Origin of the sequence: Halovulum dunhuangense, assembly GCF_013093415.1 — a bacterium.
Classification (GTDB): domain Bacteria; phylum Pseudomonadota; class Alphaproteobacteria; order Rhodobacterales; family Rhodobacteraceae; genus Halovulum; species Halovulum dunhuangense.
The window spans coordinates 96,159-110,331 of the sequence record NZ_JABFBC010000002.1; the positions used below are offsets into that span (position 1 = coordinate 96,159).

Sequence of the window (14,173 nt, forward strand, 5' to 3'; positions counted from 1 at the left end):
CCGGTTCGCGTTCGCTCTGCCCGGCGGGGCGCCGCGGGCGCGGGACAGGTCAGGGCAGCGCAAGCCGCCCGGGCCTGTCGCCCCGCGCCGCAAGCCCGGCAAGCAGACCGTGCCATGCCTTGAGGTATTGCGCATGGCTCAGCGGCGGGGTGATCGCCTGGCGATGCTCGATCAGCGCCGTGACATCGCCCGCCAGCCGCGTCATCAGGTCGGCAAGGCCCACGGCATCGCCGGGGGGGAAGTGGCGACCGAAGGCCTGCGTCTTCTCCAGCATCCCGCCTATGCCCGAGGCGATGACGGGCGTGCGCGCGGCGCGCGCTTCCTCGATCACCACGGGGGCGTTTTCCCACCAGGTGGAGGGGACCACCACCCAGCCATAGCCGCGCATCAGCGACACCGCTTCGCCGGGGGCATAGCGGCCCTGGAAGCGCAGGTTCGGCGGCACGTCAAGGCCCGGCCAAAGTTCCTCGAACCGGCCGCGGGTCACGCCATGGACGGCGATGCTGACCTGCCGGCCCTGCTGCCGCTTGCCCGCAAGGCGGCTGGCGGCCCGCACCAGCACGTCGAGCCCCTTCGTCGGCGTGGCGGAGCCGAAGAAGGCAAAGGTGCGGGCGCGTTCGGCCAGCGTCTCGAGCGTGTCCTCCGGTCCGGCGTCGGGCATGTCGAGCCCGTTTTCCAGCACCGAGATCCGGCCGGGCGCGATGCCCCACTCCTCCATCCGCTGGCGCAGGAACAGGCTGGGAGAGATCAGCAGGTCGAACTGGTCGAGCATCCGAAGAAGCCGCGCGCGCCTGAGCACGAAATCGACCGGCGCGCGCCCGGCCAGGCAGGTGGCGCAGGCCACCGGGCCCGACCGGCTGCACAGGTCCTGGCCACCCGCCGTGACCATCTGGCCGTGATTGGCGCAGATTGCCGCGTATTCATGCAGGGTGCAGACCAGCCGCGCATCGGGCCGCGCCGCGCGCAGGCGGCGGATGGTGCCTGCGCCGATGTTCCAGAAATGGTGGAAATGATAGACCTCCGCCTCGAGCCCCACGAGCAGATCGACAAGCCAGTCCTCGTCCTCCGCCCGCGCCTGGTCCATGGTGAAGGGGTCCATCGGCGGCAGGCGCAGGCAGAAATCCTGCACCCCGAGTTGCTGGAGCCGCGCGGCCGGCCCGAAGATCCTGCGGGCCGCCGCCTCGTCCGAGCAGATGCCCAGAAAGGTCGCCTCCTCTCCGGCCGCTTGCAGGGCGCGGAACTGGCCATGGGCGGCCAGCTCGCCCCCGCCAAGACTGGTCTGGGGATGGGCATGGGCGATGATGGCGATGCGCGTCATGGTCAGGCAGCCTCCTTCAGGGAAAGGCGCAGCAGGGCTGCGTCATGCGCGATGGGGCCCAGATGCGGATCGCAGCCCAGGCCGTCGGGGGCCTGCGTCCCCTCGAACAGGGTCAGCGCCGGGTCGGTGCGCAGGCGCAGATCGCCCCCCGCGGTCGCCTGGGCGTGGATCAGGTCGCGAAGCCGCCCCTCGAGCGTCAGGAAGGAGGGGCGCGCGCCCGGCATCGCGTCGGCCAGGAACCCCGCCTCGAATATCGCCACGAAAGGCAGGTGATCCGCGATCATCCGCCCGGTCGTGGGCTGGCCCGGCCCGGCATGGGGCACGCTCACCACGCCGCCGCACGGCCCCGAAAGGGCCGCCGCAAGTTCGGACCGCCAGCCATCGAGCTGGAGCAGGGCCGAGGATCGCGCATAAAGCACATGACCGGCGAAATCCGGCAGGCGGGCCCAGTCGATCCGGCGGCTGGCGGCAAGCTGCATCCGCGCCGCGCCGCCATGGTCGGCCCTTGCCCCGGCAACGGCCCGGGCAAGGGGCGGCAGCAGCGCATCGCGCAGAAGCTGCACCGAAAACCGCCCCGCATGCGCGTCGATGAGCCGCGAGAGCGTCTCGCGCAGCATGTCGCAGCCCAGATCGTGATCGAGCAGCACATGCAGCACCGGCTGGGCGGGGACCACGGTTCGAACCTGCACGGATGCCCGCGCCGGAGCCCGCTCCGGCGCGGCGGCCATCAGCCTGCGGGCGATGCGCGGATCGGCCGCCGCTGGCATGTCGCGCAGCGCGAGCAGCACTTCCGCCGCGAGATCGCGCGGTTCTGCCCGCAGCACGGGGATCGCGACGGCGCGGCAGCCATCCTCGCCCCGGACAAGGGCGATGACGCGCGTGGGCGGCGCGGCGTCGGCGGGCAGGGCGAAGCGGCCGCAAAGCCCGTCCATGCCCGTGTAGCGGTAGCGGTCCGCCATGCTGGCGAGGTCCGGGCGCGGCAGGCTTGCGGGCAGCAGGTCGGCTGTGGTCAGCGCGTCTTCCGCCATGCACAGAACACTCAGCGGCGGCAGCGCATCGCCCCTGGAAAGCTGCCAGCCGCGCAGGAAACCCGCGGCCTGCCCGGCCACGGCAATGGCATGATCGAGCGCGAACGCGGTGCTGCGATCCTCGGCATAGGGGCCGCCGATGGCGCGGATCCGGGGCGCGAGCACCCGCAGCCGGGCCGGATCGGGCGGCCGTGCCGTGCCGGTGGCGATGGCGTGCAGCAACTCGACAAGCGCCGCATCGAGCGCCGCATCGGCAAAGCGCGGCAGGTCCGCGTCAAGCGCGGCCCGGTCCAGCCGTCGCCGGTTGCCGGACCAGCGCAGGTCAAGCCGCAGGGGGCCGGTTCCGTCCGGCAGATCGAGAAAGGCGAGAAAGCCGCGCCCGCGCGACGGGTCAAGGTCGCCGCGAACGAACAGCGGCAAGAGGCGGGGCGTGGAGTCCACCCCGTTCAGGGTGCAGGCGATGTCGGGCGCCCTGCCCTCGTCGGTCCAGCCGTGCAGGCAGACCTGGCGGTCCGCGTTGCGGAAAGCGAAATCGAGATGAATCATCGCGTCCTCTCCCTCTTGGGGAAAGGACTAGGCCCCGATCCTTGACGAAGCGTTACCGGCCCGGCTCATGTCCGAACGTCGGGCGCCTCGCGGCCCGTATGCGCGCGGATCCCGGCGATCGCCTCGGCCGCCGCGATCACCTGCGAAAGTGCCGCCTGCGGATCCTCGGCCTGGGCTGCGGGGTCGGCCTCGTAGCGTTCCAGGTAGACGCGCAGCGTCGCCCCGACGGTTCCGGTGCCCGACAGGCGCAGCACGATCCGGCTGCCGCCCTCGAAGCGGATGCGCAGGCCCTGCCCCGTCGAGGTGGCGCCGTCCACCGGGTCGGTATAGGCGAACTCGTCCGCGCCCTCGACCTTGAGCCCGGCGAAGGACTGGCCCGGCAGGTCGTCCAGCCGTGCGCGCAGCGCGTCCAGCATCCGCGCCGCCTGTCCCGCATCCACCGCCTCGTAATCGTGGCGCGAGTAGTAGTTGCGGCCATAGCGCGCCCAGTGCTCGGTCAGGATCTGCTGCACCGACTTGCCAGTGGCCGCGAGGATGTTGAGCCACAAGAGCACGGCCCATAGCCCGTCCTTCTCGCGCACATGGTCGGACCCGGTGCCGGCGCTTTCCTCGCCGCAGAGCGTGGCGCGACCGGCATCGAGCAGCGAGCCGAAGAATTTCCAGCCCGTCGGCGTCTCGTAGCAGGGGATGCCGCGCGCCTCGGCCACCCGGTCCACCGCGGCCGAGGTCGGCATCGAGCGTGCCACCCCCTTCAGCCCGCCGGCATAGCCCGGCGCCAGATGCGCCAGCGCCGCCAGCACCGCAAGACTGTCCGAGGGCGTCACATAGGCGCCGCGCCCGACGATCATGTTGCGGTCGCCATCCCCATCCGAGGCGGCGCCGAAATCGGGGGCGTCCGCCCCCATCATCAGGTCCATCAGGTCACTGGCCCAGACCGGGTTCGGGTCCGGGTGCCCGCCGCCGAAATCGGGGCTGGGCACGGCGTTGACCACGCTGCCCTCTGGCGCGCCCAGCATCTCCTCGAGGATGCGCGTCGCATAGGGCCCGGTGACCGCGTGCATCGCGTCGAAGCGCAGGGTGAAGCCGCTCCTGAACAGGGTCCGGATGGCGTCGAAGTCGAAAAGCCGCTCCATCAGGGCGGCGTAATCCGCGACCGGGTCGATCACCTCGACCACCATCTCGGCAAGGCGGGTCTCGCCCAGGGTCCCCAGATCGATGTCATGGGTCTCGAGGATGCGGTACGCGGCGATCTGCTTCGTCGCCGCGAAGATGCGCTCGGTCACCTCTTCGGGGGCGGGGCCGCCATTGGGGGTGTTGAACTTGACGCCGAAATCCTCGTCCGGGCCGCCGGGGTTGTGGCTGGCCGAAAGGATGATGCCGCCATCGGTGCCGCGGGTCCGGATGATGTGGGAAGCGGCGGGCGTGGACAGGATCCCGCCCTGCCCCACGATCACCCGGGCCGCCCCGTTGGCTGCGGCCATGCGCAGGATCACCTGCGCGGCGCGGTCGTTGAAGTAGCGCCCGTCGCCGCCCAGCACCAGCGTCCTGCCCGCGACGCCGCCGATCCCGTCGAATATGCTCTGGACGAAGTTCTCCAGGTAATGCGGCTCCATGAAGACGCGGGTCTTCTTGCGCAGGCCCGAGGTGCCGGGCTTCTGTCCGTCGATCGGGGCGGTCTTGTGGGTGGCGATCTGCATGGGTCTGCTCCGTCTTCTGGTCAGTCTTGCGCGGCCGGGCTGGCGGCCGCCGCCTCGAGCGACAGCACCAGCACCGAATCCTGCGGCACGGTCACGGCATTGTCCACGATCTCGGGCATGCGACGCGCGGTGGACAGGCACGCCCGCCAGGCGCGGCCGTCGGCGCAGTCGGGCAACGCGATATGCTCGGCCTGTCCGGCGTTGAACACCAGATAGAGCGCCGCGTCGCTGTCGGCGTAGTGCTGCGTGCCCTCGGCCATGCGCAGCTCGACGCACAGGGTGTGGAGTCCGTCATCCTCCCATTTCGCGTCGGTCATCTCGGCGCCGTCGGGATGGTGCCAGATCAGGTCCGGCATCCCGTCGCGCGCGCGCCTCGAGCTGTGCAGGAAGCGGTGCTGGCGCAGGACCGGATGGCCGCGCCTGAGCCGCGCAAGCCGCTGCACGAAATCGAGAAAATCGGGATCGGCGCCGTCCCAGTCCACCCATCCCACCGGGTTGTCCTGCACATAGGCGTTGTTGTTGCCCTGCTGGCTGTTGCCCAGTTCGTCGCCCGCCAGCAGCATCGGCGTGCCCTGCGCCAGGAACAGCGTGGCCAGGATGTTCCGCCGCCGCCTGTCGCGGGCGCTTCGGATCGCCTCGCGGTCGGTCGGGCCCTCGACGCCCATGTTGTCGGAATAGTTCTGGCCGTGGCCGTCGCGGTTGTCCTCGCCATTGGCGTGGTTGTGGCGGTTGTCGTAGCTGACCACGTCCATCAGGGTAAAGCCGTCATGGGTGGTCACGAGGTTGATGCTGCTGGTGACCGGGCGGCCCGAATGGTCGAACAGATGCGCAGAGCCCGCGATCACGCCCGACAGGTGGCGCACCTGCCCCGGATCGCGGCGCCAGAAGCGGCGGATCGTGTCGCGCGCGACGTCGTTCCATTCCGCGAAGGGGGCGGGAAAGCCGCCCAGCTGGTAGCCGCCCGGCCCGATGTCCCAGGGCTCGGCGATCAGCTTGCAGCGGGCCAGCAGCGGGTCCTGCCGGATCGCGTCGAACAGCCCCGCGCCACGGTCGAAACCATGCGCCTCGCGGCCCAGAACGGTGCCCAGGTCGAAGCGGAACCCGTCCACCCCCATCTTGCCCGCCCAGAAGCGCAGGCTGTCCATGACCAGCCGCAGCACCATCGGATGCGCGGTGTTCAGCGTGTTGCCGGTGCCGGTGTCGTTGACATAGCTGCGCCCGTCGGGGCCGAGCCGGTAGTAGCTGGCATTGTCGATGCCACGGAACATCAGCGTGGGCCCCGCCCAGTCGCCCTCGGCGCTGTGGTTGTAGACCACGTCTAGGATCACCTCGATCCCCGCCTCGTGCAGGGCGCGGACGGCGGCGCGGAACTCGGCCAGCGGGTCGGCCTGCGCATAGCGGCGTTCGGGCGCGAAGAAGGTCAGCGTCTGGTAGCCCCAGTAGTTCGGCAGGCCGCGCGCGGCCAGGTGCGCGTCCTCGATGAAGCCGTGCACGGGCAGCAGCTCGATCGCGGTGACGCCCAGCGCCTTCAGGTGCGCGATCGTCGCGGGCTCGGCCAGACCCGCATAGCGGCCCGGAGAGGCGGCGCCGGGGCGCTGCATGGTCAGCCCCTTCACATGCGCCTCGTAGATCACGGTTTCCGACCAGGGCGTGTCGGGGCGCGGTTCCTCGGCATCGGGCAGCGGCGGCGTGACCACCGATTTCGGCACGAAGGGCGCGCTGTCGCGGCGGTCGTAGCTCAGGTCCTGCCCGGTGTCGCCGACATGGTAGCCCATGATCGCCGGATCCCAGACCAGGGGTCCGTCCAGCGCGCGGGCATAGGGGTCGATCAACAGCTTGTTGGGGTTGAAGCGGTGCCCCGAATGGGGCGCGTAGGGCCCGTCGACGCGGTAGCCGTAGCGTTGGCCGGCGGTCAGGCCGCGCAACTCTCCGTGCCAGATGTCACCGGTGCGTTCCGGCAGCGGGATGCGGTCCGTTTCCTGCCCGTCGGGGTCGAACAGGCACAGCAGCACCTGCTCTGCATGGGCCGAGAACAGGGCGAAATTGACGCCCCTTTCGGTGACGGTCGCGCCCAGCGGATCGGGCCGCCCCGGTCCGAGATCTGTCCGCCCCATCGCCTCAGCCCGCAAGTGCTGCGTAGAGTTGCGCGTAGCGGGCGGCGCTGTCCTCCCAGCCGACGGGGTGGCGCATGGCGTTGCGCTGGATGCGCGACCAGGCGACGGGATCGGCATGCAGCGTGCAAAGCCGCTCCAGCCCCTGCGCCAGCGCGCCGGGATCGCCGGGGGTGACGACGATCCCGGTGGCAACGCCCGCGCGCAGGGCCGCCTCGTTCGCGTCGATCACCGTGTCGGCCAGCCCGCCGGTGCGGGCCACGAGCGGCACCGCCCCATAGCGCAACCCGTACATCTGGGTCAGGCCGCAGGGCTCGAACCGCGAGGGGACCAGCACCGCGTCGGCGCCGGCGAACATGCGGTGGCTGAGCGGCTCGTCATAGCCGATCCGGGTGCCGACCCGCGGCTCGCGCTCGGCCAGCAGGCGGAAGCGGTCCTCGAGCCAGCGCTCGCCCGAACCCAGCACCGCAAGGCTGCCCCCCTGCGCCAGAAAGCGCGGCGCGGCTTCCAGCAGCAGGTCGAGCCCCTTCTGCCCCGTGAGCCGCGAGACGACGATGGCCAGCGGCCCGCCGCCATCCTCGATGCCGAATTCGGCCAGCAGGCCCGCCCGCGCCCGCGCCTTGCCGCGCGGCGTGCTGAACTGCGCGATCGCCGGGTCCGTCGCCGGCGACCAGATGTCCAGGTCGATCCCGTTCAGGATGCCGTGCAGGTCGCCCGCCCGCATCCTGAGCACGCCATCGAGCCCCATGCCGAAATCCGGCGTCATCAGCTCGCGCGCATAGGTGGGGCTGACGGTAGAGATCGCGTCCGCATCCATCAGCCCCGCCTTCAGCGCGCTGATCTGGCCGTAGAACTCGAAGCCGTCGGGGTTGAACCGATCGGCCGGAAGCCTGAGGGCGAAAAGCCGGTCGGGCCCGGCCAGCCCGTGAAAGGCCACGTTGTGGATCGTCAGAAGGCTGGGAACGGCGGTGCCCTGCGACTTCAGGTAGGTGGGGGTAAGGGCTGCCTGCCAGTCATGGCAATGCACCAGCTCAGGGCGCCAGTCCAGCAGCCCGTCCCGCGCGATCATCGCCGCCACCCAGCACAGGGCGGCAAAGCGTTCCGGGTTGTCGGGCCAGTCGGCGCCCTGCGTGGAGAGGTAGATCGAGCCGTCCCGGTCATAGAGATGCGGCGCATCCAGCACGATCAGGTCGAGCCCCGCCACCCTGCCCCCCCAGAGCCGGGCCGGGCCGCCGAACAGCTCGGCCGCCTCCCAATGCACGCTTGCATTGTCCAGTTGCGCCATCACGGACGGATAGCCGGGGATCAGCGTGCGCATGCGCCAGCCCTGTCCCGCCATCGCCGCCGGAAGTGCGCCGGCCACGTCGGCCAGCCCGCCGGTCTTGACCAGCGGTGCGCATTCGGACGCGACGGACAGGACGGCGCGCATCAGCGGGCGGCGCTCCAGCGGTCGATCATCGGCTGGGTGATCAGCACGCGGCCCGTTTCGGTCACGCGGAACCACTTGGCGTCCTCTTCCGGGTCCTCGCCCACGACAAGGCCGGTGGGAATTTCCACGCCGCGGTCGATCACCGTGTTCTTCAGCCGCGCCGAGCGGTTGATCACCGCATAGGGCAGCGCCACGACGTGATCGAGCACGGCATAGGAATTCGTGTGCACGCCGGTGAACAGAAGCGACTTGCGCACCTCGGTCCCCGAAATGATGCAGCCCCCCGACACCATCGAGCTGACGGCAGAGCCGCGGCGGTTCTCCTCGTCATGGATGAACTTGGCGGGCGGCACGCTTTCGGAATAGGTCCAGATCGGCCAGTTGGTGTCCCACAGGTCCAGCTCGGGGTCGAAGCCGGTCAGGTCGATATTGGCCTGGTGAAAGGCGTCCACGGTGCCGACATCGCGCCAGTAGGCGGGCGCGTCGGGGCGGTGGCGCACGCAGCTCTCGTCGAACTTGTGCGCCATCGCCTTGCCGTTCTTCACGATATGCGGGATCAGGTCGCCGCCGAAATCATGGGTGGAATTCGGATCCTCGGCATCGGCCAGCAGCAGCTCGCGCAGGAACTTCCAGTCGAAGACGTAGATGCCCATGGACGCAAGCGTGCGGTCCGGGTCGCCCGGCATTCCCGGCGGATCCCTGGGCTTTTCCAGGAACGAGGTGATCCGCCCCTCGGCCGTCACGTCCATCACCCCGAAGGCCGACGCCTCGGCGCGGGGCACGGTCAGGCAGCCCACGGTCACGTCCGCGCCGCTGTCCACATGCTGGCGAAGCATCAGCTCGTAATCCATCTTGTAGATGTGATCGCCCGCCAGGATCAGGACGTAATCCACGTCGTAGCTGTCCACGATGTCCACGTTCTGCGTGACCGCGTCCGCCGTGCCCAGGTACCACTTGTTTTCCGCCACGCGCTGCGAGGCGGGCAGGATGTCCAGGTATTCGTTCCGCTCGGCCCGGAAGAAGTTCCAGCCACGCTGCATGTGGCGGATCAGGCTGTGCGCCTTGTACTGGGTGGCGATCGCCATCTTGCGGATGCCCGAGTTCAGCGCGTTCGAAAGCGCGAAGTCGATGATCCGCGTCTTGCCGCCGAAATAGACGGCCGGTTTCGCCCGTCGGTCGGTCAGCTCCTTCAGCCGGGAGCCACGCCCCCCCGCCAGGACGAAGGCCATGGTCCGCGCGGTCAGGCGGCGGCTTGGTTGGTGCATGGAACTATCCCCTCCCTGTGGCGCGCTTGCGGATCTAGTGCCCGCTGTGGCGCAGAATGATCGTCGATAATGGCGGTAGCGTCACCTTCGCGGAATGGGGCTGGCCATGCGCCGGGGGGCCGTCTGCTGCGACGCCGCCCATGTTGCCCCGGTTGCCGCCGCCGTAAAGCCCGGCATCGGTGTTCAGCACCTCTTCCCAGTGTCCCGGAAGCGGCAGGCCGCAGACCCAGGCGGTACGCTCGACGGGGGTGAAGTTGCAGATCACCGCACAGGGCGCGCTGTCATGGCCGCCCTTGCGCAGCCAGGCAAAGACCGAGATGTCAGACGCGTTCGCCTCGATCCACTGGAACCCCTCGGGTTCGCAGTCGCGCGCGTGTAGCGCGGGCGTATCGACATAGACCCGGTTCAGGTCGCGCACCAGCGCCTGCATCCCCTTGTGAAGCGGCTGGTCCAGCAGGTGCCAGTCAAGCTGCGTGTTGTGGCGCCATTCGCGGCCCTGGGCGAATTCCTGCCCCATGAACAGCAGCTTCTTGCCCGGATGCCCCCACATGAAGCCGTAATAGGCGCGCAGGTTGGCGAATTTCTCCCAGTCGCTGCCCGGCATCTTGCCCAGCATCGAGCCCTTGCCGTGGACCACCTCGTCATGGCTGATCGGCAGGATGAAATTCTCGGACCACGCGTAATGTATGCCAAAGGTCATCTGGTTGTGATGGTGGCGCCGATGGATCGGATCCTTCTGGATGTAGCCCAGCGTGTCGTTCATCCAGCCCATGTTCCATTTGAACCCGAAGCCAAGCCCGCCCATGTCCACGGGGCGGGACACGGCGGGAAAGGCGGTGCTTTCCTCGGCCGCGGTCAGGATGCCGTCCACCTCGCCATAGACCTGGGCGTTCATGCGCTGGAAGAGGGCGATCGCCTCCAGGTTCTCGCGCCCGCCATGCCGGTTGGGCACCCACTCGCCATCCTTGCGGCTGTAGTCGCGGTAGAGCATGGACGCCACCGCATCCACGCGCAGCCCGTCGATATGGTATTCCTCCAGCCAGTAGAGCGCGTTCGAGATCAGGAAGTTCGCCACTTCCGTCCGCCCGAAGTTGTAGATCAGCGTGTTCCAGTCCTGGTGGAACCCCTCTCGCGGGTCGGCATGCTCGTAGAGGGCCGTGCCGTCGAAGCGGCCCAGCCCGTGCGCGTCGCTCGGGAAATGCCCCGGCACCCAGTCCATCAGCACGCCCAGGCCCCGCTGGTGCGCCGCGTCGATCAGGTCGCGGAACTCGTGCGGCGGGCCGAAACGGACGGTGGGTGCGAACAGCCCGACCGGCTGATACCCCCATGAGCCGTCGAAGGGATGCTCGGACACGGGCATCAGTTCGATATGGGTGAAGCCCAGGTCGACGACATAGTCGACCAGTTCCTTTGCCAGTTCCCGGTAGGACAGCGGGCGGTCGCCCTCGGCCGCCAGCCGGCGCCAGGATCCCAGATGCACCTCGTAGATGCTGATGGGCGCGTGGATCGTCTGGCGTTCCGCCCGCGCCTCGATCCAGGGCGCGTCGCGCCATCCATAGCCGCGGATGTCGCGCACCACGCTTGCGGTTTCGGGCGCGTGCTGCGCGCCGAAGCCCACCGGGTCGGCCTTGAGCGGCAGAAGCCTGCCGTCCGCGTCGAGGATCTCGTACTTGTAGACGGTGCCCTCGCCCAGGCCGGGCATGAAGATTTCCCAGATGCCGCTGGCACCGCGCCTGCGCAGGATGTGGCGGCGGCCGTTCCAGCCGTTGAAATCCCCCACCACCGACACGCGCGAGGCATTGGGCGCCCAGACCGCGAAATGCGTGCCGTCCACGCCCTCATGGGTCATCACATGGGCGCCGAGCGCGGTCCACAGCCGGGCATGGGTGCCCTCGCCCAGCAGGTATTCGTCCATCTCGCCCAGCACGGGGCCGAAGCGGTAGGGATCGTCCACCTCCCAGTCCTGGCCGTAGCCGCGCGCCTTCAGGCGATAGCCACCGTCCGGGATCGCGCCGGCAAAGACGCCGCGCGCATCCGGCACGGGGGCCAGCGGGACCACCTCGCCCGAGGTCATGCGGGCCGACATTTCCTCTGCGCCGGGATCGAAGACGCACAGGACGCGCCCCCGCCCCGTCAGGTGCGGCCCGAGGATGGAAAACGGATCGGGATGCCGGCCCTCGGCCACGGCGCGGGCAGCCTCGGCATCGATCGGGATGGTCGGGTCGGGTGCGTCAGAAGCCATGAACGAAGCCTAGCCTCAGGACGCCAGAACGCAAGCCCCAGGCCCGACCTCCACCGGTGTCACGTCCCATATTTCAGCCGCATAGCTGCGGATGGTGCGATCCGACGAGAACCACCCCGAGCGGGCGGTGTTGCGCGCCGCCATCGCGACCCAGGCGTCACGATCGCGGAAGACCGCGTCCACCGCGCGCTGTTTCGCGTGGTAGGCCGCGAAATCCGAACACACGAGGAAATAGTCGTGGTGGCGCAGGATCTGGGCCAGGTGGCGGTAGCGATCCGGCTCGCCGGGGCTGAAGGTGCCGCGCTCCAGGTGCGCGATGGCCTGCGCCAGTTCCGGCGAGGCGGCGATCGCGCGGCCCGCGTGATCGGGCACCTCGCGCCGGGCCATCGCTTCCTCGGCGGTCAGGCCGAAGAGGAAGAAGTTCCCGGCCCCCACCCGCTCGCGGATCTCGACATTGGCGCCGTCCAGCGTGCCGATGGTCGGCGCGCCGTTCAGGGCGAATTTCATGTTGCCGGTGCCCGACGCCTCCTTGCCGGCGGTGGAGATCTGTTCCGACAGGTCCGCCGCCGGGATCAGCCGCTCGGCCATCGAGACGTTGTAGTTGGGCGGATAGACCACCTTGAGCCGGTCACCGATGGCCGGATCGCTGTTCACCACCGTCGCCACGTCGTTGATCAGGCGGATGATCTCCTTCGCGGTCTGGTAGCCCGGCGCCGCCTTGCCGCCAAAGATCTTGACCCGCGGCACCCAGTCGAGCCCCGGCTCGCCCCGCATCGCGTGCCATGTGGCGATGACATCGAGCACGTTCATCAGCTGGCGCTTGTATTCGTGGATGCGCTTGATCTGCACGTCGAACATGGCGTCGGGATCGACCGAAATCCCCATCTCGCGCCCGATCCAGTCCGACAGATGCGCCTTGTTCGCGCGCTTGACGGCGGCGAACCGCGCGCGGAAGCCCGCGTCCGACACATGCGGATCGAGCTGGCCCAGCCGCTCCAGGTCGTCCTCCCAGCCGGTGCCGATGGTCTCGGTCACCAGCCCCGACAGCCCCGGATTGCAGGCCAGAAGCCAGCGCCGGGGGGTCACGCCGTTGGTCTGGTTCACGATCCGGTCTGGATGCAGGCGGTCCAGTTCGGCGAAGACGGTCTTCTTCATCAGCCCGGTATGCAGCGCCGATACGCCGTTCACCCGGTTGGCCAGCATGAAGGACAATTCGCCCATCTTGACGCTGCCCTGGTCGATGGCCGACAGGGTCCGGCCCTTCGTGGTGCGGGCGTGCCAGTCGTCGATCTGCTCGATCAGGCGCATGTGGCGCGGCAGCAGGTGGCGCATCAGCCCCTCGGACCAACGCTCCAGCGCCTCGGGCAGAAGGGTGTGGTTGGTGTAGTTCAGCGTGGCGCTGGCGATCTGCACCGCCTCGTCGAAGGCCAGCCCGTGCTCGTCATGCAGGATCCGCACCAGTTCCGGCCCGGCGATGGCGGGATGGGTGTCGTTGAGCTGGATCGCGACCTTGTGGGGCAGCCTGCGGATGTCGTCATACTCCGACGTGTAGCGGCGCAGGATGTCGCGGATCGAGGCGGCGGCAAAGAAATATTCCTGCTTCAGCCGCAGCTCGCGCCCCGCATCGGTGGTGTCGTCGGGATAGAGCACCCGGCTGATGGTGCGCGCGGCCTCTTCCGGCTGGGCCGCGGCGGTGAAATCGCCGGTGTTGAAACGGGCAAGGTCGAACAGCTTGGTCGGCTTCGCCCCCCACAGCCTGAGCGTGTTGGCCCAGCGCCCCTGCCAGCCGATCACCGGGGTGTCGTAGGCCCGCGCCAGCACCGCGTCGCCCGGATGCCAGATGGCGCGGCCGTCCTTTTCCTCGACCTCGCCCCAGAAGCCGATCTCGTAGCTCGATTCCGCCCGCTCGAATTCCCAGGCGTGGGGCTGGTTCAGCCAGTCCTCGGCCTGCTCGACCTGCCGGCCCTCGTGGAAGGACTGCTTGAAGAGCCCGTGCTCGTAGCGGATGCCGTAGCCATGCGCGGGGATCGAGAGCGTCGACAGGCTGTCGAGGAAGCAGGCCGCCAGCCGCCCGAGCCCGCCATTGCCAAGGGCCGCGTCCGGCTCGTCGGTCATCACCGCCTCGAAATCCAGGTCCAGCGCCGCGCATGCCTCCCGCGCGGCCTGGCCGAGGCCAAGGTTGACGATCGCATCCTCCAGCAGCCGGCCGATCAGGAACTCCAGGCTGAGGTAGTAGACGCGCTTGTGCTGCCCGGAATAGGTCGCGCGGGTCGCGGCGAACCACGGCTCGACGATCCGGTCGCGCACCGCCATCGACAGCGCCATGCGCCAGTCGCGCACCTGGGCGTGGGCGGGATCCTTGCCGAAGGAGTATTGCAGGTGGCGGAGCATTTCCGCCTTCAGCTCGTCACGGGTCATCGCGACCTCCGTCGATTGCGCGTCCTGGGCCTCAAGCCCGGGGTCTTACAGCATGCCAAAAGGGATTCAAAGCGCTTTGAAAGCGCCGCCGGGAATCGGCGGCGGCCGATCGCGGGGCC

General features: G+C 69.3%; 8 protein-coding genes. All 8 read right to left on the reverse strand.

Going from position 1 to position 14,173, the window contains the following annotated elements; genetic code table 11:
* Positions 1-49: 49 nt before the first annotated feature.
* The 8 genes from HMH01_RS11105 to HMH01_RS11140 all read right to left on the reverse strand — a co-directional run bounded on the left by HMH01_RS11105 (position 50) and on the right by HMH01_RS11140 (position 14,054).
* Positions 50-1,318, reverse strand: coding sequence for a glycosyltransferase (locus HMH01_RS11105; protein WP_171325528.1), 1,269 nt, complete (start codon positions 1,316-1,318; stop codon positions 50-52).
* 2 nt (positions 1,319-1,320) lie between these two features.
* On the reverse strand, positions 1,321-2,892 hold the full coding sequence (locus HMH01_RS11110) for a hypothetical protein (protein WP_171325530.1): 1,572 nt from the start codon (positions 2,890-2,892) through the stop codon (positions 1,321-1,323).
* A gap of 65 nt (positions 2,893-2,957) precedes the next feature.
* Complete coding sequence (locus tag HMH01_RS11115; protein ID WP_171325532.1) at positions 2,958-4,589, reverse strand: alpha-D-glucose phosphate-specific phosphoglucomutase; 1,632 nt, start codon at positions 4,587-4,589, stop codon at positions 2,958-2,960.
* Positions 4,590-4,609: 20 nt separating this feature from the next.
* Positions 4,610-6,703, reverse strand: a complete 2,094-nt coding sequence (gene glgX / locus HMH01_RS11120; RefSeq protein ID WP_171325534.1) for a glycogen debranching protein GlgX — start codon at positions 6,701-6,703, stop codon at positions 4,610-4,612.
* Positions 6,704-6,707: 4 nt separating this feature from the next.
* Positions 6,708-8,129, reverse strand: coding sequence for a glycogen synthase GlgA (glgA, locus tag HMH01_RS11125; protein WP_171325537.1), 1,422 nt, complete (start codon positions 8,127-8,129; stop codon positions 6,708-6,710).
* Positions 8,129-9,394, reverse strand: a complete 1,266-nt coding sequence (gene glgC / locus HMH01_RS11130) for a glucose-1-phosphate adenylyltransferase (RefSeq protein WP_171325539.1) — start codon at positions 9,392-9,394, stop codon at positions 8,129-8,131. Before glgC ends, glgA begins: the two co-directional genes overlap by 1 nt.
* 34 nt (positions 9,395-9,428) lie before the next feature.
* The gene (gene glgB / locus HMH01_RS11135) at positions 9,429-11,636 is read right to left on the reverse strand and encodes a 1,4-alpha-glucan branching protein GlgB (RefSeq protein WP_171325541.1); all 2,208 of its coding nucleotides are present in this window, start codon (positions 11,634-11,636) and stop codon (positions 9,429-9,431) included.
* A 15-nt stretch (positions 11,637-11,651) separates the two neighbouring features.
* Positions 11,652-14,054 (reverse strand): glycogen/starch/alpha-glucan phosphorylase, encoded by a 2,403-nt coding sequence (locus tag HMH01_RS11140; RefSeq protein ID WP_171325543.1) that lies wholly within the window; start codon positions 14,052-14,054, stop codon positions 11,652-11,654.
* Between the last annotated feature and the right edge of the window lie 119 nt (positions 14,055-14,173).

Excerpts from the sequence above, each read along its gene's own strand:
- glgA (WP_171325537.1), bottom strand. The coding sequence starts at position 8,129 with ATGCGCGCCGTCCTGTCCGTCGCGTCCGAATGCGCACCGCTGGTCAAG.
- glgC (WP_171325539.1), bottom strand. The coding sequence starts at position 9,394 with ATGCACCAACCAAGCCGCCGCCTGACCGCGCGGACCATGGCCTTCGTC.
- HMH01_RS11110 (WP_171325530.1), bottom strand. The coding sequence starts at position 2,892 with ATGATTCATCTCGATTTCGCTTTCCGCAACGCGGACCGCCAGGTCTGC.
- HMH01_RS11140 (WP_171325543.1), bottom strand. The coding sequence starts at position 14,054 with ATGACCCGTGACGAGCTGAAGGCGGAAATGCTCCGCCACCTGCAATAC.
- glgB (WP_171325541.1), bottom strand. The coding sequence starts at position 11,636 with ATGGCTTCTGACGCACCCGACCCGACCATCCCGATCGATGCCGAGGCT.
- glgX (WP_171325534.1), bottom strand. The coding sequence starts at position 6,703 with ATGGGGCGGACAGATCTCGGACCGGGGCGGCCCGATCCGCTGGGCGCG.
- HMH01_RS11115 (WP_171325532.1), bottom strand. The coding sequence starts at position 4,589 with ATGCAGATCGCCACCCACAAGACCGCCCCGATCGACGGACAGAAGCCC.
- HMH01_RS11105 (WP_171325528.1), bottom strand. The coding sequence starts at position 1,318 with ATGACGCGCATCGCCATCATCGCCCATGCCCATCCCCAGACCAGTCTT.